This is a genomic window from Vibrio sp. EJY3, assembly GCF_000241385.1.
GTDB lineage: Bacteria > Pseudomonadota > Gammaproteobacteria > Enterobacterales > Vibrionaceae > Vibrio > Vibrio natriegens.
In genome coordinates this window covers 1,536,937-1,558,120 of the sequence record NC_016613.1, presented here as the reverse complement: position 1 = coordinate 1,558,120, position 21,184 = coordinate 1,536,937, and the positions used below count along the sequence as shown (strand labels likewise).

Sequence of the window (21,184 nt, the reverse complement as noted above, 5' to 3'; positions counted from 1 at the left end):
AATGGTTCCATAATAATTTCAATCAGTTAAGTTGGGAGGCGGAATGAGAATTTTCTGGCAGCTACGTTGGTATTTCAAACAGAAATGGAAACACTACGTTGGCTCTATTTTACTATTGGCACTGATCTCTGTCCTCCAACTGATACCGCCAAAAGCGGTAGGCGTGATTGTTGATGGTGTCGTCGATAACACTTTAGAAACAAGCACGTTAATTATGTGGTTGTTAGGTCTTACCGCAATATTCGTTACGATCTACGTATGCAGAATATTGTGGCGTATATGGCTGTTTGGCGCGAGTTGGGAGTTAGGAACCATCCTTCGTAACAAGCTTTACCGCCACCTTTCAACTCAACCACCGCGCTTTTTTGAACGTTACAAAACTGGCGACTTAATGGCTCGCGGTACCAATGATGTCAGAAACATTGTAATGACAGCTGGCGAAGGTGTGCTTACCGCCGCAGATTCGTTAATTACAGGTATTGCCGTTCTTATCGTGATGGTGACTCAAGTTAGCTGGAAATTAACGGTTATGGCGCTTTTGCCTATGCCGTTTCTTGCCATCGTCATTTTCTATATTGTGCGTATCCTTCACCAACGTTTCCGCATAGCGCAAGAAGCTTTTTCTACAATGTCAGATATGACTCAAGAGTCATTGAACGGTGTTCGTATGCTGCGTGCGTTCGGCCTAGAGAAGCAAGAGCAACAACGTTTCGAAGATGTAGTGGACGACACAGGCGCGAAGAATATCGAAGTTGCGCGTGTGGATGCGCGTTTTGACCCAGCTATCCAACTGACGATTGGCCTCTCCTTTTTACTTAGCGTCGCTGCAGGTGCGTACCTCGTCGATAAGGGTGAGATCTCTCTTGGTGACTTAACCGCTTTCACCATGTATCTAGGCCTTATGATTTGGCCAATGTTGGCGTTTGCTTTCCTATTCAACATTTTGGAACGTGGTTCGGCGGCATGGAATCGTCTGCAAGAGATCTTTGATGAGCAACCTGAAATTGTCAGTGGCGACACGCCGCTGCAAGATAAGCCTCTGCCCCTGCAAATCAATATCGATACGTTTTATTGGTCAACGGATTTACCGCCTGCCCTGGCGGATATAAATGTGACGTTAGAGCCAGGAAAAATGTTAGGTATTGCAGGCCCGGTTGGAAGCGGCAAATCAACATTATTGACGCTACTTTTCCGTCAGCATGATTTGGAAAACGGCACAATTAAATTCGGTGATGTATCAATTAAAGACGCTCAACTTCCGCAATGGCGAAATCGCTTTGCTGTGGTAAATCAAAGCCCATTCCTGTTCTCAAAATCGATCTTTGACAATATCGCATTGGGTAATCCAAATGCGTCTAAAGAAGAAGTGTACCGAGCAGCAAAACTGGCCTGTATTCACGATGACATAGAGAAATTTCCAGATGGATACAACACCGAAGTGGGCGAAAAAGGCATCACGCTTTCTGGTGGCCAAAAACAGCGTATTGCGATTGCTCGCGCCATGTTACTCAATGCTCAGGTCCTTGTTCTGGATGATGCATTGTCTGCTGTCGATGGACGTACCGAGCACCAAATTCTGAAGAACCTTGAAACACACTATCGTGATCAAGCCTTAATCGTGATTGCTCATCGTTTAACAGCACTCAAATCGGCTGATGAGATTATCGTCCTCAATCACGGTCACATTACAGAGCGTGGTCGTCATCAGCTATTGGAGCAAAACCAAGGATGGTACGCGGAAATGCTTCAGTACCAGAAACTAGAACAGGCAATGGAGGAGGAATAGATGAAACAGACGAGTACATTTAGGCGGTTGTTGTCTTACCCATTGTCCCAGCCAAAACCGATGCTCAAAGGTCTAGGTCTGCTGTTTATCGCCGCATTAGCCAGCGCAGGCGGGCCTTGGTTGATTCAATATTTTATTGATGAACACATTGCCAAAGGGGATTACTCGCAAGGTGTCTTGATCACGTTAGCTGCAGGCTACATTGCACTTCAGGTGATTTCAGCGACTTTTCAATACTTGCAGTCATTGCAGTTCAGTATGGTCGCAACCAACACCATTAAAACGATTCGTAAGCAAGTGTTCGCTGGCGTGATCAAACAGCCGCTTTCTGCCTTCGATTACACACCCGCAGGAAAGTTGGTCTCGCGAATTACTAACGATACCGAATCTCTCCAGCAGTTCTATGAGCTCTTGATTGCGACGGTGGTAAAAAATGCAGTGATGATCCTCGTAATGCTGGGGGTTATGTTCTTTATGAGCTGGCAGCTCACACTGGTTGTTTTGGTGCTACTTCCAATCGTGATTGGTTTTATGTATCTGTTTAAGCAACTCAGTACAGAAAGCTACCGCAGAATGCGTGACTTGCTCACTGACATTAACGCCAACTTAAGTGAGTCAATCCAAGGGATGAGCGTTGTTCAGTTAATGCAACAAGAAGAGCGTTTTAATAAACAGTTTAACGAGTTAACCGAAGAGCACCTAGTCGCTTCCAAGCGAGTTATTCGTTTAAACGGCTATCTATTACGTCCATTAATGGATCTGTTAGCCGGTCTTGCTTTGATGAGTCTGGTCGCTATCTTTGGTTTCAATGGTGTCGAGGTGATTGGTGTCGGTGTACTTTATGCATTCATCAGTTACCTGGGCCGCGTTACTGAGCCGCTGATTGAAATGACTCAACAACTGGCTCTATTGCAACAGGCACTAGTATCGAGTGAGCGAGTGTTCGAACTCATAGATGCAAAAGAACAGACGTACGGCGATGACAAGGCCGTTCTCAAAACGGGATCTATCGAGATTAAAAACCTGACGTTTAGCTACGATGGAAAGCAAGACGTATTAAAAGACATCTGTATTAAAGCTGATCATCAAGACTTTATTGCCTTAGTTGGTCATACAGGAAGCGGAAAAAGTACCCTAGCCTCGCTGCTAATGGGATTTTACCCAACAGAAGTTGGCGAATTGCTAATTGATGGCCGTCCGCTCAATACGCTAGACAAGCATGTGCTGCGTAAAGACGTGGCAATGGTTCAGCAAGACCCGCACATTCTTCCCGACTCAGTTAGGGAGAACGTTTCTTTGGGTCGGCCCGTTGAAAACAATGAAATATGGGATGCATTAGATAAGGTAGGTTTATCGGAGCAGATCCGTCGTTATCCTAACGGGCTGGATACTCAGCTAGGTCAGGGTGAAACTAACCTTTCCGCAGGTCAAAAGCAACTGCTCGCTTTGGCAAGGGTATTAGTGGCGAAACCAAAAATTCTCATTCTGGATGAAGCAACGGCAAACATTGACTCTGGCACTGAAGCTTTAATTCAAAAGAGTTTAGCGGTATTACGTCAGAATATGACTTTGATAGTGATCGCTCACCGTTTGTCTACGATCTTGGATGCCGATCAGATTGTGGTTCTTCATCATGGTGATTTAGTTGAAAAAGGTACGCACAAATCACTTCTTGCACAAGATGGCCGCTATGCGCAAATGTATCAATTGCAACAAGCTAGCAGACATTTACAAGAAATTGAGGAAGAGGAAGCAAATCAATTGGAAGAAGCGGTTTAGAGTATGCGCCCGTAGCCAGTTTACGGGCGTACTATTTTGGTGCAGTAATCACACCTTAATATTCAACTTCTGCATTTTGACGTAATTTAGCGTTACATTTCGCAACAAACGACAATAATTTTCTATTTCCTCACCGATAATTGACATAACCCCTCGCTAATTAACGCGATGTCGTTGTAAAATCGCAATTAAATTCAGCCAGTCTATTTTCTATTTCTCGATCGGCTGGTTATCACATTTCAATATTGCATATTAATCTCATGACTGAAGTCCATGGATAAAGATAAGTTTACTAATATCTATCGTTTACCAGGCTCGATTCAAATTCGCATTGGTAAATGGCAAAAAACGTTCCGCGGAACCTCAGATTTGGTTTTGCACCAAGCTTTAATGGAACGTAACAAACAATTTAAGAAACCAGACTTTCTCCCAAAAGGCTGGTGTATTACTCCTATTGACGAAAATGACATCACCGTAACGCATCATGGCAAATATATTCAGACTGTCATGAGAACCATGCTGGACAGAAAAGTTTCTTATAAAAGGCTTTTCCTTTCTCGTATGAGCGAAGACAAAGGTGAACAAGTGCTTCGTGACTACAAGTTAGAGTGGGTAAGAAAGCACAATCAGATAGCGAAGAAGTACAACCAGATTAAGAAAAAGCAGTACATGAACTTTTCCCGAGAAGAAGAAGAGACCCTCTACCCTTCTATCCCTAAAGGTGAGTTTGATAAAGCACTGTGGAACAAACTGGTGGTTTCTGCATTTGGTCCAGCAAAGAAATACAAAAACCCGCACTACGTACGCAAAGCGGATTTCTAAGCGCATCCAGTTAATGCAAAAGCAATTGCGCTGCGGCATTTATTATGTGTAAGCCGCAGCAGCGATGAAAAGGATTAATGACGAGAATCCGCGCTAAACTCTACTTCTTTGTATATATCAGCCAGCGATTTTTTACCTTGTCTGTCTTTGGCTGAACGCGCGTTTTTTGGTTGGTAATGATACTCTTGCTCATGCAAAGCCTGTTCATGCTCTTTGGCCGACTGAACAAACTCAGAATTCGCAAGTGCTTGTTGGCGTAAGCGGTTTACTCTTTCTAGGGTTTCCCACAACATACTTCACCTCCAAACTTAATCTAAACCACAATACTGTACATGCATACAGTATTGTTTATAAAATCCTCCTGGTCAAATTTTCATCTCCTTCATTGTTTACCACTATTCGACAGAGCAGTGTTCTGGATATTTATGGATAATTTGTTTTAGATAAACTTGGTTATCCCGCAAGACGTTGACACATTCACCAGACAATAATCCGTCACTTACCCATTTCTCTAACTCAATTAACGCATACGGAATAGACCATGCCTGACGGTTTGGGTGGTGCGTGGTCAGTACGTCAAAGGAGTTCGCAACTGCAACAATTTGAGCGGCGATTGGAATATCCTTTTCTTCCAATCCATGCGGGTAGCCTGACCCGTTTAAATTTTCATACTGATAAGTCACCATCTGCATGAATAGCACAACACTCGGATGAACGGGGTTACCAATGCGGGCAACGGTGTCATCTGCCGACTCGATACATTGCTCAATATGCTGGATGATGATGGACTCTTGCTCTTTGCTAAAATGACTACGATGACAAGCAATATCAATCGGCAATTGGGTACCACTCACAGCATGGAACTGTGCGAAAATACCAATCTGTTCAACCATTTCATCCGTCAACTTATGTCGTTCCGCAAGGTGAACACCAAGCAAGTGAGCGTAAAGGCGCATTCTCTTGGTGTGGGCGTAGCACTCTGGACAATAACCAGGCATCGAACATAGCTTACGCTCAGACAGCCTTTCGATCTCATTCACAACATGATCTTCCGACTCAACGGCAAATTCGACCATATCAAAATAAGGTTTGAGCACATCCAGCGTTTCTAACTTAAATGAATTGGGTTTAACGGAATTCAAAAAGACAAAGCCGGTAAACACTTTGTTTTCGTAGCAAGGAATTGCGGCAGAGGATCGATACCCGTAGTTAAGCAGGACTTTAACGCGATCGCTGTGGTTAATGTCGTTGAGATCATCAACGATACGAGGTGTTCCGTTTTGAGCCGCGGCATACAAGTTGGGGAGTTTACGAAGTGGCGCTTCATAATGCGCTAAATCCCAGTTATCAAACTCAGTGTCAGCGAAAGATATGAGCATATCTTGTCTGGGGTGATATTTTGCGAACGACACCCTGTCAATGCATGGCATATGTGCCTGCATCCTATTTTTCAACGCTTGCAATTGCTCATTAAGCGGTTTTGCAAACGGATAAAAACTACGGTGTGTCATACTTCCACTCTCCCAGTCAAACTAGGTATTGAGCGAAAAAGCCCATTTTATCAGTTTATTGCGTAAATTATCAGAGCAAATTTTTTCAACTCAAATTTTTGATATACCACAATATAAGTGTACAAAACAAAACCGAACATCCGCCAACTTTTTTAGTGGATATATCCAACTCACCTGATCCAGATTAAAAAAGCCAATGAGTCATACCCATTGGCTTTAAAAATGTTTAGTTTTAGACAGAATAATCAACCTAAAGCTGGCAACACTCCAAGCGTAATCAATATCTGTGCAGCGACGATTCCCGTACCTGCGATACCTGTGATCACTAACGCCCCCTGCCCGCCAGCTACGCGGTATTCTCCGGAAAAATCGTCAGAACGACGGACTTTAATAACCATCACCAGCGGTAAAAATATCGCTAGAATAGCCAGAGCGATAGCCGCATAGCCTAATGCCATGATGAAACCTTGCGGATAAAACAGCGCAAAGCCTAATGGTGGAGTAAACGTGATTAACGCAGCAATCAAACGGTTTGGCTTTTCACTGCTTCCTTTGATCGTATCGCCCAAGAACTCGAACAAGCCAAGACTCACGCCAAGGAAAGAGGTTAATAGAGCCAAATCTGCAAACACGCCAACAATGTTACCCAGATTTGATTGGTGAACCGTCAGTGATAACTGTCCAATAAGAGCACTTAATCCGCCATTTTCAATCAATGTATCCTGACTGACCACACCTAACGTCACGACTTGCCAGAATATGTAAATGACCAGAGGAATAGTAGAGCCTACGATCACGGCTTTACGCAATGAGGCAGTGTCTCCGTCTAAATAGTTCACAATAGCCGGAATACTGCCGTGGAAACCAAAAGACGTAAAAATCACAGGAATTGCCGCCACAATAAGACCTTGTCCTATTGGCATGCTTAGCAGGTAAGATTGCGTCACATTTGGCGCTAAAAATGACAGTACCGCTACCATAGTAAGAAGTTTGAGGGCAAACAAAACACGGTTCACTTTATCTACGGTACCAGTGCCGACAGTCACAACTAACGTCACTATCAGTGTGAAAATGATGGTTGAAGTCGAACCTGAAATATCAAGATCAAACCATTGGGTTAGGCGTTCGCCAAATTGTGCACCGCCACCAGCGATGTATGCCGCACACAAAGAGTAAAACAAAAATAGCATTGCAAAACTGGCAACCCATTTACCCTTCTGGCCCAGTATTTGTTTCGCCAGAGTATGGAGTGTTGCACTGCTTTCAGCATACTGATGAAGCTCGAGCATCAATAAGGCGGTAAATGCCATTAAAGCCCAAAGACCCAACATAATAACGAGGGAAGTAGAAAAACCGATACCAGCAGAGGCAAGAGGAAGCGCCAGCATACCGGCACCAATTGTAGTCCCTGCAATAATTAGGGTGCTACCAAACACTTTAGAACGACTCATTGTATATTATTCTTTACATCATATTGAATATTAGCAGCACCAGATCGGGTAAGAATGACCCTACATGACACCATATTTTGTTATTATCCCGATATTGTAGGATATTCACGATAAGATCAAGCAAAGTGTAAGAATAAAAATCCATTAATGTATATTTTTATTTACACATGGAAATCAGCCAAAAAAATTCATGACGATCGGGTGAGACTCATCACGACTATCAGGGCAAAACTTAATTATATGATTTCTGGTAGGTTTGTTATGGATGGTTGGGAGTGAAACAGAGGATTCAGAACATGGTTGAAAATGTTCTGTTATAGGATGATGGCGAGACGTAAAGATTACGCCTCACCTGATTTTAAGAAAAAGGGATTAAATCGTGTCAGTTAGCTTGCGATATCTAACAAATTATCTCTGACGCCATTGATACGGAACCAACCTGCGATACTAAATCGCTCTGCATTAGTCGGTAACACTTCATGTGGAAATTGTTCTGACAAGAAAACAAGAAGACGCCCTCCACGCGGTGGTATCTTGGCGATTACGTTGTCTTTAAGATCATAAACGACCAGTTCGCCAGCGTCTTCTTCACTCCAGGCTTCATTCATGTAAAACACGGTGGTCAAACGACGATTTTCGTTTCCTTTGAAACTATCGAGATGTTTTTTATAAAAATCGCCTTGCTCGTATTTCGCAAAGTGAGATTCATATTCAAACAGACCGAGATATAGATGACGGTTAACCGCTTCGCGAATGTCTTCCATCTTATTAAGGTAAGATGCTATCGGCTCCCCCATATCAGGTTTTAGCCATTGAATTTTGTCACTGCGAATGGATTCTATGCGTGTAACATCTTCATTACGACCAATGCGCGCCTTTTTCCAATTGTCAGGGATACACGCTCTTAAGTGAGCAACCTCTTCTTCTGAAAGAAAATCGTCCCAAATATAATATCCATGAGTCGCAATAGCATCGATCAGTTCGTTCATTTAATCTATTCAATCGTGTGGTTAGATGCGTCTTATATGTAATTCAACCAACAACGACAAATGTGATATTTTGTCGATACGACAACTATTTAGTTTTATAGGTCGTCCTTCTCATTTCCGCTCTGTCTTCCCTATAAAACCTTACGAAAACAGAAACTCTCTGCTTTACTAATAGAATTGTTTGCAAACCGCCTATCCACATTTTCTCGGTAACAACGCTCAAACTGGACGAGATGGGACGAACAATCCTCATCAAAATCGAATCGCTATAGTGATAAACACCAGAAAAGATTGTTTTCATAACATGATAAATTACAAAATTGCTGTTATTCTCGAATAAAACAAAGACCGAAACTCACTTATGGACTATATCACTCTTTCTAGAATCAGTTTGAAACACCTCACCGTGTTACACATGTTGCTGACAACACACAGTGTCACTCAAGCTGCAGAGCGACTTTGTGTTACACCTTCGAGTGTCAGTAAAACACTAAGCCAGCTTCGTGAAACTCTAAAAGATGAACTTTTCTATCGTGATGGTACCCGTTTAGTTCCTACGCCATTTGCAATAAATATCGGTCCTTCTATTCACGGTATCTTGTCTAGCATGAACGGCTTATTGCACCAGGGCTCATTCAGTCCGGCGTACTATCAGGGCGATTTTTCCATTGCGATGCGTGAAAGCTCAATGGAGCTGTTTGCTCCAGTCTTGGTTCACTTGTCACAACAGCTTGGTAACCATGCTTATTTAAACGTCCATTCTAAAGACGAGATGAGTTTTGATGCGTTGATCAGAGGGCAGATTGATTTCTTGTTGCTGCCCCATGATCTTAGTCAGCCACCGACTCATAACAAAGATCTCGTTTGGCAAACCATATTAAAAGATGAACTGATCTGTTTGATGGGCAAATCTAATCCGCTGGCCAAGCAACCACTGACGATTGAAGGGTATCTGTCCGCTCGGCATATAGGTATTCATGACAAAGACCTTTCTCGGCCATACTTTGAGCAAAACTTGCAACAAAGGCACCAGAAACGAAACCTTGCCATGCGCGTCGCTGATTTCGGCTCTGCAGCGGTAATGTGCCATCATACAGATTACTTATTCACCTGCTCTAAACGTTGGGCAAGAATCGCACTGCAAACAAAAGGTTTGGTTGAGCAGCCTCTGCCGTTTGATTTTGGGCAAGTGTCGTATAGTTTGGTCTGGAACAAAGCGAGCTTAAATGATCCCGCCTTACGCTGGTTACAACAGCAACTACTTGATGCATGTAAAGTGCTTAGCGCTTGTGAATATTGACTATTAACATTTTGAACAAGCTGAAGATGTAAAGATGGGATTTTTGTCTTGAGAGTCGAGGAAGATTCCCCACCGGATGTCGTCACTACGCAGGTAAACGTCTTAACATCATCAAATCGCCCACCGCTTTTATAGAGTAGCCAGCCATTTTTAATTTAGATTGTACTGGTCTATCTCTACTACGGTAAACGCAGTGGGTTCACTCCTTTTTAAGCCAAACAACGTTGTTGTTTTGTTATTCTGTCGAACCACACACAGAGTTTACTCTAGCCAACGATTGGCAACTAATGAAAAAACCCGCACGCACTATTTCCAAAAAGGAAATAAGACATGCCTAAATTAGCACTTAATTATGCAATTCAATTTGCCAATCTTGATTAGTTTCTTCTAAACAACGATCTTTTAATAAACAGCAGTTATTTCATAAAGTTAATTAAGTTGCACCCAGAAAGAGTGATAAGTTGTTAAAGAATAGAAAAACGTGCCCCTTTCACGCCATAAGCGACTAAGAAACTTTGTGTGATATCGTCAAGCCGGAAGGCAAATAATTAAAATTTCTGATTATATCTGAGTGTTTTATTCGCTACGGTTTTAGCGTAGGAATAGTATGACATATTTCCATAACAGAAATTAAAAGACTTAAAGATGATAGATTTCTATTTCGAGGCGTGGGAAATAAAACGGCTACGATTTTGAACTCGTAGCCGTAAAAAATGACAGAGATATTCGTTATCTAAGTCTTTCAAAGACAACGCTTTGATCAAGGTGTTCATGGTATTGAGTATAATCCAGCCCCCTATCAAAGATGTATGCGGTCACCAGATTCCTCACACACTCTACCAACTGACTGGCCTGCCACGGCTTCTCGAAGTAACGGTCGATGCCTGCCGTATTAATCGCATTAATGGTATCAGTGTGCGTTGCCTGCCCGGTTAAAAGGACTTTTCTAGTATGAGTAAAACGACTGTCTTTTGAAATTTCAGCCAAAAGCTCAACGCCAGTTTTTCCTGGCATGACGTGATCAGAGATGATCAAAGCAATCATTTCACCCTCTGCATCAAGTTCATCCATCAGTTCCAGAACTTCATCTGCGGACTCACAATCTTCTATGTTTAGCCACTGAGATAATGGTTCTAGATCAAGTAAAACTGCGCTTAACACCTCTCGTTGGTCATCAACGCAAATTAAATTAAGCTTCTCCATGTTCACCCTCTACCGGTAATTTGATTCTAAAAATAGTTTTGTCACTGTTACTCTTTACAACAATCGAACCGCCATAGCCTGCTACGATCCGTTTAACTATCGACAAGCCCAAGCCCAGTCCAAATGACAGCCCCCCTTTCTTGGTAGTGAAGTTCGGCCTAAATATCTTTCTACGCGTCGCTTCATCTATCTCAGGGCCGTTATTAGTGATAGTGACAAGAATTTTTCCTTTGCTGGCTCGAGTTTGAATCTCGATGACTGGCGAATCTACGCTAATGAGCGCGTCACAAGCATTTTTTAAGATATTCACCCAAATCTGGACGAGTTCAGTCTGTGAGCCAACAAACAAAGGGAGTTCCGCAGGACTAAAACGAACCTGTACTCGTCTTAAATCACTTTGTAGTAATGCAACCGCTCGGTTAATCGAATCATTGATATTCAAAGCCTCATCCAGATCGATATCGGTTCGACCCAATTGCTTAACAGAGCGAACAATGCCCACCGTATGCTTGGAAGCCAGACGCAAGTCATGAAGATCTCTCCCCATCTGCCAGTACCTGATGGCTTCCTCGGGACGCTTCAACCAATGCTCTGAGAGGTAACCTTCTGGTACCGCACGAGCCAAATCCCTCGCTAAGTCCCTCGGGAGGCCATAATACTTTTCAAAATGCTTTCCTCGTTTGCGTGCCTCACTAGAGGAGACTTTTTGCCCCTGAAGCAAGCCAAAATCAAAAAACTGACTCGCCTCCGGATGCACTTCCTCTAACAGTTCCATAATCACAGTTTGTAAACGTTCGGACTTACTGCTTACTACCCCAATGGCGTTGTTAAGCTCATGCGCAATACCCGCAGCCAATTGCCCCAGCGTTGTCATCTGCTCTGCAGTATGAAGCTTTTGCAGGGCCTTTTCTTTTGCAAGTGCCTCTTCCATTGCGCGGTGCTGACGGCGAGATAACTCGTTGACCATTACCGGCATAAATTGCGTTGTCAGAGGACCGAATTGTGATTCTTGCACCGCTGGCGTACTTCGCTCTATCCAAGCTAGCTCTGCGGCTGTTTGGGCAACCACGGTTGACGACGCCGTCCACGTACCAGAAAAAAAGCTATGCACCCCGATAAATGTCCCCTCGGAGGCGGAAAAAACTTTAATGGGCTTTTTGTCATCTTCTGAGTAGTAGCCCGCCAATTCACCCGAAATCACGAAATATAGACGATCGTTATAGCCAGCTTGTTCAATCAATACCGACCCTGCCGACACATTAATTCGGCGGTCGTTATTATCGAAGTAGCGTTCTACCAACGCATCTAATTTGCTTTCATACATGACTTAACCGATATGCCCTACAGAATGCAGTATCCAAACCATAACAAAGCTTAGCAGTACACCCACAACACCAAGTACCACGCCAATCCGAGCCATTTGGTTACTTTGTACATGCCCGGTAGCATGAGCAAGCGCATTTGGTGGCGTACTGATTGGCAGAGACATACCCAAGGAAGCAGCAAACGTCACTACCAGAATCAACGTTACTTCACCACCTAATGGCGTTAGTGATGCCATCGATGTACCTAGAGCGGCCATAATTGGCATCAACAAGTTAGCGGTTGCCGTATGCGACATAAAGTTGGCCATCGCTAAACAAAGGAAAGCGGCACCAAACAACACCACATAAGGTGAATATTGGTCGAATGGAATGCTGTTCACGACTAATTTAGCCAAGCCGGTTTTATCAAGGGCTAACCCTAGGGCAATACCACCGGAAACCAACCAAAGCACGTCCCAGGAGATTTTCTTTAAATCTTCTTTGTTGATGATGCCAGTTAAGGAAAAGACCGCGACAGGAATCAAAGCGACTGTATATGAGTTCATGCCGTGTGCTGAACCCATTAACCAAAGAATAATCGTACCCGCAAATGTAATGTACACAATCATCGCTTTCGGCGTCTTCAGGAATTTGCTCTTAATATTCAAGTCGATTGTGGTTTGTTCGGCTTTATACATTGCCCCGATAAGTACCCAAGCTAGAGCCATCATAATCACGACAAACGGCACACCAAATACCATCCATTCACCAAAAGTAATCAGGTTCTCCCCGACTAAATATTTAAGTGCAATCGCGTTAGGTGGAGTCCCGATAGGTGTCCCGATGCCACCGATGTTTGCCGCAACTGGAATACACAAAGCAAATGCGATTCTGCCTGGGTCTTTCGGCCCGAATACAGCAATGACAGGAGTCAGGATAGATAACATCATCGCGGTAGTTGCCGTGTTAGACATAAACATGGAGAAAATGGCGGTAATCAGCATCAACCCCAACATAACGTACTTGGGATTTTGTCCAAACGGCTTCAAAAGTACACGCGCTAAGTTCACGTCCAAACGGTACTTGGTCGCCGCCATCGCTAGAAAGAAACCGCCCAAGAACAGCATAATAATTGGGCTGGCAAAGGTCGCCATGATCTCATTGTATTGCAACAACTCGCCAAAATGCGCCTGCCCTTCTTGTGCCCTAAACAACACGATTCCCTTATTGGAAATCAGCAGTAGTTCCAGAACAATAATCACCACCGAAGTCGCGTAAATTGGGATAGGCTCGAAAACCCAACACAATGCCGCCAGCAAGAAAATCGCGATGACGCGCTGTTGAATAATGGTGATGCCATCAAATGGAAACGCAGACAAAGGCATCAGCCAGATGATTAACGGAATTATCGTTGGGATGATGTATTTAAGATAAGGACGCATAGTGCTACTTCTCTTCCTGAGATGGTGTAAAGATGTAGGAGTTTCACTAATAAACGGACGTTTTGCTGTTTCGAATACTGGCTTTGTTGATGATGCTTATCCGAAACAAACGCAGCTAATCACGACTCCGATTTGGAATTATGCGCACTGTTAAGGGAAAAAGATTTGGTGTTAGATCAATGAACTTGTATTCACATTGGAAAACATCTTTGAGATGTGTTCGACCTCACTAAATACGTGTCATAAATAATAATTTTCGTTATAAGTCACTACAACCTCATGCCCTTGGTCTCTGAAAATAAACATGCCGACATTCGCCAGCATGTTTTCGCTTTGGTTTGGAAAGGCGATGTGACAACCGCTACAACAAAATCTTTTATTGACGGGCAAAACGCGCCTTTATCGCCACGACTTGTCTAGAGACAGTATAAGTAGCACCAATTACCAGTGCGCTCGCCAGCATTACACCCAAACCAAATTGAGTAAATGAGCCCTGAGCCTCAGCGCCTTGCACCAATCCATGAGATAAACTGAAAAGAAGTATCGCAGCGGCAGCAATCACACTCTTCGCACCACCCTTTTTCAGAGCGATAAGCGCAAGCGGTAAACCGATTAATGAACTAGCGACTAAAGCTTCTACTGAATTAGCCGCAGCCCACTCAAGACCAATCGCATACCCGCCAATAATTGCTGCCATTATCAGTGCTGAAATTTGGCTCGCTCTACGTAGTGCAAAGCTTGAAAGAAACAATCCGATCAATGCCAGTGCGGATAAATGATCCCAGCCGGTCAATGGGTGCAAAAAACCTTGAGAAAAACTGGCCTGCATTGCGTGGCCCGTATGGGCAAAACTGCTTGCACTGACTAAAGCCAAACTTGCTGCAAATCCTTTTGTTAGTCCTTTCATATCACTGTTCCTTATGCTTCCGTTACTTCAACTTTTACGTCACGCTTCTCCAGCATGCCGCGCTCAACAATAAAATTGATCACTTCCTGTAAACCATCACCACGAATCAGGTTGGTAAATACAAATGGCTTTTCGCCACGCATCTTTTTCGCGTCACGGTCCATAACGTCTAACGATGCATTAACCATCGGTGCGAGGTCGGTCTTATTGATGATCAATAAGTCAGACTTAGTGATACCCGGTCCGCCTTTACGAGGGATTTTATCTCCCGCGCACACGTCAATCACATAAAGGGTTAAATCAGATAACTCCGGGCTGAAGGTCGCACTCAGGTTATCTCCGCCACTTTCGACTAACACGAACTCTAAGCCGGGATGACGATCTTGTAGCTCATCGATCGCTGCCAAATTCATAGACGCGTCTTCGCGAATAGCCGTATGTGGACAACCGCCTGTCTCCACGCCCAGAATACGGTCAGATTCTAACGCTTCATTGCGCAGTAAAAATTCCGCATCTTCTTTGGTGTAAATGTCGTTAGTGACAACGGCTAAATCGTAATGTTGGCGCATTGCTAAACATAACTGACGCAGCAGCGCCGTTTTTCCTGAGCCAACCGGGCCGCCCACGCCAACTCGTAAACATTGTGTACTCATCCTTAACTCCTAAATAATCTTGAATATTGGGTTTCATGCCATGCACAGGCCATCGCAAAGTTCGGTAAAGTCAGCCCTATTGCTTCGTCTTCTACCGCAAACCCTGTGGTAATTGCTTCTTCAATTTGTGGCATTAATGCGATGAGAACGCGTTGGGCTGACGTCTGCCCCAACGGCACCGTTTTACATGCCACGGTAATTTGATTCTCCAGCCACGACCAAAGCCACCCCGTCGCAGCTTGCTCCAGTGATACACCAAAGTACTGGCAAGCTTTGGCAAATAACGGCAGATAAGTCATTGTTTTTGCCTGTGGCGGTAATTCCACTTCTAAGCTCGTTAATAAACGATAAAAGGTTTGCCCAAGTTTTTGCTCTTCCATCACCAGCTCCGCGGTTTCCCGGTTTGCCAGTAACACCGCCTGCCAATGTTCCAGAGCTGCCATGTCGTTTGCTTGCCACGCTTGATAACAGCGAACTAAAAGTGGTACTTCCAAATTGGCCTGAGCATGATTAAGAATCGGTTCAAGCCAGCTTTGTAGTGTCGCCTCATCGCTCACCCACTCCAGATCCACTGCCGTTTCCAAACCTTGGCTGTAAGCGAATGCACCAATAGGCAGACTCGGACTGCTAAGGTGCAACAGAGAGAGTAATGACTGAACGTTCATTAATGGCTATGCTCCCCATGGCTGTGATGATGTTCATCATGGGAATGACCGTGACTATGCCCACTGCCGTGATACGCACCAGACTCAGGATTAAACATCGCTTGATGATGGTTGCACTCCAGCCCAAATAGTTCGACCATCTCCTCCAATACGTGGTCAGGTTGAAAACGCAGCCAAAGTTCACCGATTTCCATTGGTACATGGCGATTTCCCATGTGGTAGCAGGCTTTGGAAAATGTTAGCCAGTCTTTTGCTGAAGCCGTGACAATCTCTTCCTCCTGAGCTTCAACCAGAAATACCTTTCCGCATTCAGTGAAAAGACAGTCACCATCTTGAAGAACATCACCTCGTGGTAGAAAAACGCCCACGTCCATACCCGTTTTGCTTGATGCTCGAAAACGTCCGCGTTGACGCACTTCATAAGCCAATACAATCGAGTCATCGATTTCACCATGATGATGATCTGAGCGGCTAATTACTCGGTACATAATAAAATTCCTTCTTTAAACTGAGCGATCAGAACAGGGTGTAACGCTGCGCGAGAGGCAACTCTGTCGCTGGGTCGCACGTTAATAGCTCGCCATCTGCTCGAACTTCATAAGTTTGTGGATCTACCGTCACCGTTGGCATATAGTCGTTCAGAATCATGTCGTTCTTGGTGACAGTTCGGCAATTCTTGCAGGCTATCAACTCTCGCTGTAAGCCCAGTTTGTCTTTCAGCCCATTCTCACTGGCGACTTTGCTGGTGAAGGTGACGGACGTTGCAGAAGCTGCGCTACCAAAACCACCAAACATACGGCGATAGTGAACAGGTTGAGGCGTCGGGATTGACGCATTCGCATCGCCCATTGGTGCTGCAGCAATAAAGCCACCTTTAATGATTAACGCTGGCTTAATACCAAAGAACGCTGGTTTCCAAAGAACGATATCCGCTAGCTTACCCACTTCAAGAGAGCCGACCGTATGATCAACACCATGCGCGATTGCAGGGTTTATGGTGTATTTTGCGATGTAGCGTTTAGCGCGGAAATTATCCGCCTGAATCTCTTTGTCTTGTTCCAGATAACCCCGCTGTACTTTCATCTTGTGTGCGGTTTGCCAGGTACGGGTAATCACTTCACCCACTCGCCCCATCGCCTGTGAATCCGAGGCAATCATGGAGAACGCTCCTAAATCATGGAGAATGTCCTCTGCTGCAATGGTTTCTTTGCGAATACGAGAATCGGCAAACGCGACATCTTCCGGAATGTTTGGATCAAGGTGATGGCACACCATCAACATATCCAAATGTTCATCAACGGTATTCACCGTGTAAGGACGTGTTGGGTTCGTTGACGATGGCAGTACGTTTGGCTGACCACAGGCAACAATAATGTCAGGAGCGTGACCGCCACCCGCACCTTCGGTGTGGTAAGTGTGAATCGTACGTCCTTTAAACGCTGCAAGTGTGTCTTCCACAAAACCAGATTCATTCAGCGTGTCCGTATGAATGGCGACTTGCACATCGTATTTTTCAGCAACGGTCAAACAATTGTCGATCGATGCTGGTGTTGTGCCCCAGTCTTCGTGCAGTTTTAATCCGCAAGCGCCAGCTTCAATTTGCTCTGCCAACGGCTCCGACAAACTTGCGTTACCTTTGCCCAAAAAGCCAAAGTTCATCGGCATTTGGTCCGTACTGCGCAGCATTTGCGCCATGTTCCAAGCGCCTGGTGTACACGTCGTAGCGTTCGTTCCCGTTGCTGGGCCAGTACCGCCACCAATCATAGTCGTGGTGCCAGCCATTAACGCTTCTTCGATTTGCTGAGGGCAGATAAAATGAATATGCGCATCGATAGCACCTGCCGTGACGATATGACCTTCGCCGGCAATCACTTCGGTACTTGCGCCAATGTTAATCGTGACATCAGGCTGAATGTCTTTGTTACCTGCTTTGCCGATCGCGGCAATGTTGCCATCTTTAATGCCAATATCCGCTTTCACAATGCCCCAGTGATCAAGGATTAACGCATTGGTGATCACGCAGTCCATCACTTGATCACGACATAACTGGCCTTGTCCCATGCCATCACGAATGACTTTACCGCCACCAAATTTCACTTCATCACCGTATACGGTGTAATCCTGCTCAACTTGAATAAATAGCTCAGTGTCGGCCAGACGGACTTTGTCGCCTACAGTCGGGCCATACATATCGGCGTAGGCGCGACGAGAAATTTCTGCCATTGTTTAGTTCTCCTTAACCTTCAATGCTTAGCATCTCACTAAAGCTGGCTAAATCTGTATTAGACCTTTCCCATGACTTCACCGCGGAAGCCATAGATGGTTTTCGTTCCGTCAATCTCGACCAATTCTATGTTGCGAGTCTGCCCCGGCTCGAATCGTACTGCGGTACCAGCCGCAATGTTGAGTCGCATTCCTTTGGCTTTCTCGCGGTCAAAATCCAGTGCCGGATTGGTCTCAAAAAAGTGGTAATGACTGCCAACTTGGATCGGGCGATCACCATGATTAATTACTGCCAATTGCTCAGTACGACGTCCTTTATTCAGCTCGATTGGCACGTCACTTAAAATGTATTCACCAGGCTTCATGGTTGCTCCTATTGAATCGGGTTATGAACAGTGACCAGCTTCGTGCCATCCGGGAACGTCGCTTCTACCTGCACTTCCTCTAACAGCTCTGGAATACCTTCCATCACGTCATCTTTGGTGAGCAGTGTGCGTCCATCACTCATAAGCTGGGCGACCGTTTTGCCGTCACGAGCGCCCTCCATGATTGCTGCGGAAATATAAGCAGACGCTTCTGGATAATTGAGTTTTACGCCGCGAGCGAGTCGACGCTCTGCCACTAACGCCGCGGTAAACAGCAATAACTTGTCCTTGTCTCTTGGAGATAATTCCATTTGTAAACCCTCTAACCTATGCGTTACGTCCCTAAACGTTACATTGTGACTTTTAATGCCGCTGTACTTAGCAGGCTTCGTTTAGTTAATGGACTTAATTTAAACTACGTATTCCAAATTCTCGGTGGGCATGCCGGACGCCGAAGCAGCTCTGGACGAATAAGTTGCCAGCACGCTCGCAGTTGCTGCTGAGCCTCTTCACTGCAATCACCAAGGTAACGAACTAATAAAACATTGAGTCGATAAGTGATGCTCAAAGTGCCCAGCGTATCCGCGCAAAAGTGTTCACGTAGTGTTTCAACCATGCTTTGACCGTCACTCAATCCGACAACCGTTAAGGTGCCAGAGACTAAATTGCTGTTGAAACCACTGATAGCGGTCAAAAGCGGATCGTCTGCGGCTAGATATTGGCGTTCAAGTAACAGAGGCGTGCCGTCTTGATAGATGGATAAACGCTGCTCAACACTTCCCTGTATGAACGGAAAATGACTTTTCGGGCGACCTAAACAGAAAACATCAATACCGATAAACTTCGCGTCACCGTAGAGATTGACGTTGGTGGTTAACTTACCGTGTGCCCCGTTGAAGACGATGGTTTCCATGGTTAGCCACTCGCACGCGGCATTATCAACTTCGATATCGACATGCTGTTTTTGCTCGATGTTTTTACTGTCAGCCTTATAAATTTTGCCAGCAGACGGTGTGGTGATCAGCGCATGACTATCGTTTTGGCAATGAATCTGAATACTCAAATCGTCACCAGACACCAACCCACCCGGCGGATGAAGCAGGTAAACGTGGCAGACATCCAATTCTGGGTAAAATGGTCGCTGCACGCGCAAAGGGCCTTGAAACTCCATACGCTTCATCTGCGTTTTGTCATCGGACTTACTAAAGCCGAGGGACAGATAAGCTGGCCAATGGCGCTGCTGTTGGGTCGACATGTTAAATACACTGTTCATACGCTTACACCGTCAGGTATTTCTTAACTAACGTATCATCGAGTGCTTCCATCTCTCCCATCGCCACCTGACGACCACGATCAATAATGCAGAAGTTGTCAGCGACTTTACGCGCAAACGGCAGTTTCTGTTCAACGAGTAACACCGTCAGGCCAATTTCTTTATTCAGACGGCGGATGATGTCGCCAATTTCAGCGACGACATTGGGCTGAATGCCTTCGGTAGGTTCATCCAGAATAAGGAGCTTAGGGTCAATAACCAAAGCGCGACCGATCGCAAGCTGCTGCTGTTGTCCGCCAGATAAATCACCACCACGACGGTGAAGCATCTCCTTCAATACAGGGAAAAGCTCATAGATGAATTCCGGAACTTGTCTCGCTCCATCTTTGCGCATCGGTAAGCCAATACGTAAATTCTCTTCTACCGTCAGCAACGGAAATATCTGGCGTCCCTGAGGAACATAACCTATCCCGATTGGCGCACGTTTCTCTGCGGCCATTTTGGTTATGTTTTGTCCCAAGAAGTTAATCTCGCCGCTCTTGGTTGGTAACAAGCCCATGATGCATTGTAGCAACGTCGTTTTCCCTACACCGTTGCGCCCCATCAGAACGGTACATTTGCCTTCAGGTATCTGCATGTCGAGATCCCACAACGTGTGGCTCTGTCCATAGAACTGGTTTAATCCTTTAATCTCAATCATGCTTCTTCTCCAAGGTAGACTTCCACGACCTTACGGTTGCTTTGAACTTGGTCCATCGTGCCTTCAGCCAATACACTGCCTTGGTGTAAAACCGTTACATCACGCGCTATTGAGCGGACAAAATCCATATCGTGTTCAACCAGCACAATGGTTCGCTCACCCGCTAATGACGTTAGCAATTCGCCCGTTCTATCCATCTCTTGGTGGGTCATCCCCGCAACAGGCTCATCAACCAGCAACAGTTTCGGGTTTTGCATCAGCAGCATGCCGATTTCCAGCCACTGTTTCTGACCATGAGATAATGCACCAGCCAATAAAGCACGCTGCTCGTACAGACCTATTTGCTTGAGTACGTGATCGATATGATCCACCTGGCTTGGCGTTAGTGTGGCAAACAGCGTAGAAAACACCGTTTTTGCCCCAGCCATCGCCAGCTCTAAGTTGTGAAATACCGATTGAGATTCAAACACCGTCGGCTTCTGGAATTTACGGCCGATGCCCGCTTGTGCAATTTCAGGCTCACTCATTTGTAACAAGTTAATGTTTTGACCAAACCACGCGGTACCGGTATCCGGACGGGTTTTACCCGTAATGATGTCCATCATGGTGGTTTTGCCTGCGCCATTAGGGCCGATGATGCAGCGCAATTCCCCTTCTTTAATGTAGAGATTGAGGTCGTTGATCGCTTTAAAACCATCAAACGACACGCTGATACCTTCGAGATACAACAAGCAACCATGACCGACTTTAAGCATCGGGTTAACTTGCGGCTTCATAAACTCATAAACGTGTTCGCGGTCCGTCAGCTCTT

General features: G+C 45.1%; 21 protein-coding genes. 4 read left to right on the top strand and 17 right to left on the bottom strand.

Going from position 1 to position 21,184, the window contains the following annotated elements:
- Nucleotides 1-43: 43 nt before the first annotated feature.
- The 3 genes from VEJY3_RS07100 (at nt 44) to VEJY3_RS07090 (ending at nt 4,387) form a co-directional block, all read left to right on the top strand.
- Nucleotides 44-1,786 carry an ABC transporter transmembrane domain-containing protein gene (locus tag VEJY3_RS07100; protein WP_014231759.1) on the top strand — a complete coding sequence of 581 codons (1,743 nt, stop codon included), beginning with the start codon at nt 44-46 and terminating at the stop codon, nt 1,784-1,786.
- Entirely contained in the window at nt 1,787-3,565 is a 1,779-nt protein-coding gene (locus VEJY3_RS07095; RefSeq protein ID WP_014231758.1) for an ABC transporter transmembrane domain-containing protein, read from the top strand. It begins immediately after the preceding gene.
- 273 nt (nt 3,566-3,838) lie between these two features.
- Nucleotides 3,839-4,387 carry a hypothetical protein gene (locus VEJY3_RS07090; protein WP_014231757.1) on the top strand — a complete coding sequence of 183 codons (549 nt, stop codon included), beginning with the start codon at nt 3,839-3,841 and terminating at the stop codon, nt 4,385-4,387.
- Between the two features lie 74 nt (nt 4,388-4,461).
- Here VEJY3_RS07090 and VEJY3_RS07085 read toward each other — a convergent pair whose 3' ends face one another.
- From VEJY3_RS07085 to VEJY3_RS07070, 4 genes are all read right to left on the bottom strand, one after another.
- Nucleotides 4,462-4,680, bottom strand: a complete 219-nt coding sequence (locus VEJY3_RS07085; RefSeq protein WP_014231756.1) for a hypothetical protein — start codon at nt 4,678-4,680, stop codon at nt 4,462-4,464.
- 102 nt (nt 4,681-4,782) lie between these two features.
- Nucleotides 4,783-5,898: an HD-GYP domain-containing protein gene (locus VEJY3_RS07080; RefSeq protein ID WP_014231755.1), complete on the bottom strand. Its 1,116-nt coding sequence runs from the start codon at nt 5,896-5,898 to the stop codon at nt 4,783-4,785.
- Between the two features lie 245 nt (nt 5,899-6,143).
- Nucleotides 6,144-7,349 (bottom strand): aromatic amino acid transport family protein, encoded by a 1,206-nt coding sequence (locus VEJY3_RS07075; RefSeq protein ID WP_014231754.1) that lies wholly within the window; start codon nt 7,347-7,349, stop codon nt 6,144-6,146.
- 386 nt (nt 7,350-7,735) lie between these two features.
- Nucleotides 7,736-8,338, bottom strand: coding sequence for a 2OG-Fe(II) oxygenase (locus VEJY3_RS07070; protein WP_014231753.1), 603 nt, complete (start codon nt 8,336-8,338; stop codon nt 7,736-7,738).
- Nucleotides 8,339-8,699: 361 nt separating this feature from the next.
- Between VEJY3_RS07070 and VEJY3_RS07065 the strand changes: the two genes are divergently transcribed.
- Complete coding sequence (locus VEJY3_RS07065; RefSeq protein WP_041170221.1) at nt 8,700-9,638, top strand: LysR family transcriptional regulator; 939 nt, start codon at nt 8,700-8,702, stop codon at nt 9,636-9,638.
- 729 nt (nt 9,639-10,367) lie between these two features.
- On the opposite strand, the gene VEJY3_RS07060 is transcribed toward VEJY3_RS07065, so the two are convergent.
- From VEJY3_RS07060 to urtD, 13 genes are all read right to left on the bottom strand, one after another.
- Nucleotides 10,368-10,841: a response regulator gene (locus VEJY3_RS07060; RefSeq protein ID WP_014231751.1), complete on the bottom strand. Its 474-nt coding sequence runs from the start codon at nt 10,839-10,841 to the stop codon at nt 10,368-10,370.
- The gene (locus tag VEJY3_RS07055; RefSeq protein ID WP_014231750.1) at nt 10,828-12,165 is read right to left on the bottom strand and encodes an ATP-binding protein; all 1,338 of its coding nucleotides are present in this window, start codon (nt 12,163-12,165) and stop codon (nt 10,828-10,830) included. Before VEJY3_RS07055 ends, VEJY3_RS07060 begins: the two co-directional genes overlap by 14 nt.
- A 3-nt stretch (nt 12,166-12,168) precedes the next feature.
- Nucleotides 12,169-13,587: a DASS family sodium-coupled anion symporter gene (locus VEJY3_RS07050; RefSeq protein ID WP_014231749.1), complete on the bottom strand. Its 1,419-nt coding sequence runs from the start codon at nt 13,585-13,587 to the stop codon at nt 12,169-12,171.
- Nucleotides 13,588-13,963: 376 nt separating this feature from the next.
- Nucleotides 13,964-14,494: a HupE/UreJ family protein gene (locus VEJY3_RS07045; RefSeq protein WP_014231748.1), complete on the bottom strand. Its 531-nt coding sequence runs from the start codon at nt 14,492-14,494 to the stop codon at nt 13,964-13,966.
- An 11-nt stretch (nt 14,495-14,505) separates the two neighbouring features.
- The gene (gene ureG / locus VEJY3_RS07040) at nt 14,506-15,147 is read right to left on the bottom strand and encodes an urease accessory protein UreG (RefSeq protein ID WP_014231747.1); all 642 of its coding nucleotides are present in this window, start codon (nt 15,145-15,147) and stop codon (nt 14,506-14,508) included.
- Between the two features lie 2 nt (nt 15,148-15,149).
- Nucleotides 15,150-15,812: an urease accessory protein UreF gene (locus VEJY3_RS07035; RefSeq protein ID WP_014231746.1), complete on the bottom strand. Its 663-nt coding sequence runs from the start codon at nt 15,810-15,812 to the stop codon at nt 15,150-15,152.
- Nucleotides 15,812-16,300 (bottom strand): urease accessory protein UreE, encoded by a 489-nt coding sequence (gene ureE / locus VEJY3_RS07030; RefSeq protein WP_014231745.1) that lies wholly within the window; start codon nt 16,298-16,300, stop codon nt 15,812-15,814. Before ureE ends, VEJY3_RS07035 begins: the two co-directional genes overlap by 1 nt.
- Before the next feature lie 28 nt (nt 16,301-16,328).
- The gene (gene ureC / locus VEJY3_RS07025; RefSeq protein ID WP_014231744.1) at nt 16,329-18,035 is read right to left on the bottom strand and encodes an urease subunit alpha; all 1,707 of its coding nucleotides are present in this window, start codon (nt 18,033-18,035) and stop codon (nt 16,329-16,331) included.
- 59 nt (nt 18,036-18,094) lie between these two features.
- Nucleotides 18,095-18,400, bottom strand: coding sequence for an urease subunit beta (locus tag VEJY3_RS07020; protein ID WP_014231743.1), 306 nt, complete (start codon nt 18,398-18,400; stop codon nt 18,095-18,097).
- 8 nt (nt 18,401-18,408) lie between these two features.
- Nucleotides 18,409-18,711, bottom strand: coding sequence for an urease subunit gamma (gene ureA / locus VEJY3_RS07015; RefSeq protein ID WP_014231742.1), 303 nt, complete (start codon nt 18,709-18,711; stop codon nt 18,409-18,411).
- A 104-nt stretch (nt 18,712-18,815) separates the two neighbouring features.
- The gene (locus tag VEJY3_RS07010; protein WP_014231741.1) at nt 18,816-19,673 is read right to left on the bottom strand and encodes an urease accessory protein UreD; all 858 of its coding nucleotides are present in this window, start codon (nt 19,671-19,673) and stop codon (nt 18,816-18,818) included.
- 4 nt (nt 19,674-19,677) lie between these two features.
- Complete coding sequence (urtE, locus tag VEJY3_RS07005) at nt 19,678-20,373, bottom strand: urea ABC transporter ATP-binding subunit UrtE (RefSeq protein ID WP_014231740.1); 696 nt, start codon at nt 20,371-20,373, stop codon at nt 19,678-19,680.
- Entirely contained in the window at nt 20,370-21,149 is a 780-nt protein-coding gene (gene urtD / locus VEJY3_RS07000; RefSeq protein ID WP_372378671.1) for an urea ABC transporter ATP-binding protein UrtD, read from the bottom strand. Before urtD ends, urtE begins: the two co-directional genes overlap by 4 nt.
- Nucleotides 21,150-21,184: the final 35 nt, after the last annotated feature.

Bases quoted from the DNA above. Each gene is read 5' to 3' on its own strand.
- VEJY3_RS07100 (WP_014231759.1), top strand. From the start codon at position 44: ATGAGAATTTTCTGGCAGCTACGTTGGTATTTCAAACAGAAATGGAAA.
- VEJY3_RS07095 (WP_014231758.1), top strand. From the start codon at position 1,787: ATGAAACAGACGAGTACATTTAGGCGGTTGTTGTCTTACCCATTGTCC.
- VEJY3_RS07090 (WP_014231757.1), top strand. From the start codon at position 3,839: ATGGATAAAGATAAGTTTACTAATATCTATCGTTTACCAGGCTCGATT.
- VEJY3_RS07085 (WP_014231756.1), bottom strand. From the start codon at position 4,680: ATGTTGTGGGAAACCCTAGAAAGAGTAAACCGCTTACGCCAACAAGCA.
- VEJY3_RS07080 (WP_014231755.1), bottom strand. From the start codon at position 5,898: ATGACACACCGTAGTTTTTATCCGTTTGCAAAACCGCTTAATGAGCAA.
- VEJY3_RS07075 (WP_014231754.1), bottom strand. From the start codon at position 7,349: ATGAGTCGTTCTAAAGTGTTTGGTAGCACCCTAATTATTGCAGGGACT.
- VEJY3_RS07070 (WP_014231753.1), bottom strand. From the start codon at position 8,338: ATGAACGAACTGATCGATGCTATTGCGACTCATGGATATTATATTTGG.
- VEJY3_RS07065 (WP_041170221.1), top strand. From the start codon at position 8,700: ATGGACTATATCACTCTTTCTAGAATCAGTTTGAAACACCTCACCGTG.
- VEJY3_RS07060 (WP_014231751.1), bottom strand. From the start codon at position 10,841: ATGGAGAAGCTTAATTTAATTTGCGTTGATGACCAACGAGAGGTGTTA.
- VEJY3_RS07055 (WP_014231750.1), bottom strand. From the start codon at position 12,165: ATGTATGAAAGCAAATTAGATGCGTTGGTAGAACGCTACTTCGATAAT.
- VEJY3_RS07050 (WP_014231749.1), bottom strand. From the start codon at position 13,587: ATGCGTCCTTATCTTAAATACATCATCCCAACGATAATTCCGTTAATC.
- VEJY3_RS07045 (WP_014231748.1), bottom strand. From the start codon at position 14,494: ATGAAAGGACTAACAAAAGGATTTGCAGCAAGTTTGGCTTTAGTCAGT.
- ureG (WP_014231747.1), bottom strand. From the start codon at position 15,147: ATGAGTACACAATGTTTACGAGTTGGCGTGGGCGGCCCGGTTGGCTCA.
- VEJY3_RS07035 (WP_014231746.1), bottom strand. From the start codon at position 15,812: ATGAACGTTCAGTCATTACTCTCTCTGTTGCACCTTAGCAGTCCGAGT.
- ureE (WP_014231745.1), bottom strand. From the start codon at position 16,300: ATGTACCGAGTAATTAGCCGCTCAGATCATCATCATGGTGAAATCGAT.
- ureC (WP_014231744.1), bottom strand. From the start codon at position 18,035: ATGGCAGAAATTTCTCGTCGCGCCTACGCCGATATGTATGGCCCGACT.
- VEJY3_RS07020 (WP_014231743.1), bottom strand. From the start codon at position 18,400: ATGAAGCCTGGTGAATACATTTTAAGTGACGTGCCAATCGAGCTGAAT.
- ureA (WP_014231742.1), bottom strand. From the start codon at position 18,711: ATGGAATTATCTCCAAGAGACAAGGACAAGTTATTGCTGTTTACCGCG.
- VEJY3_RS07010 (WP_014231741.1), bottom strand. From the start codon at position 19,673: ATGAACAGTGTATTTAACATGTCGACCCAACAGCAGCGCCATTGGCCA.
- urtE (WP_014231740.1), bottom strand. From the start codon at position 20,373: ATGATTGAGATTAAAGGATTAAACCAGTTCTATGGACAGAGCCACACG.
- urtD (WP_372378671.1), bottom strand. From the start codon at position 21,149: ATGAAGCCGCAAGTTAACCCGATGCTTAAAGTCGGTCATGGTTGCTTG.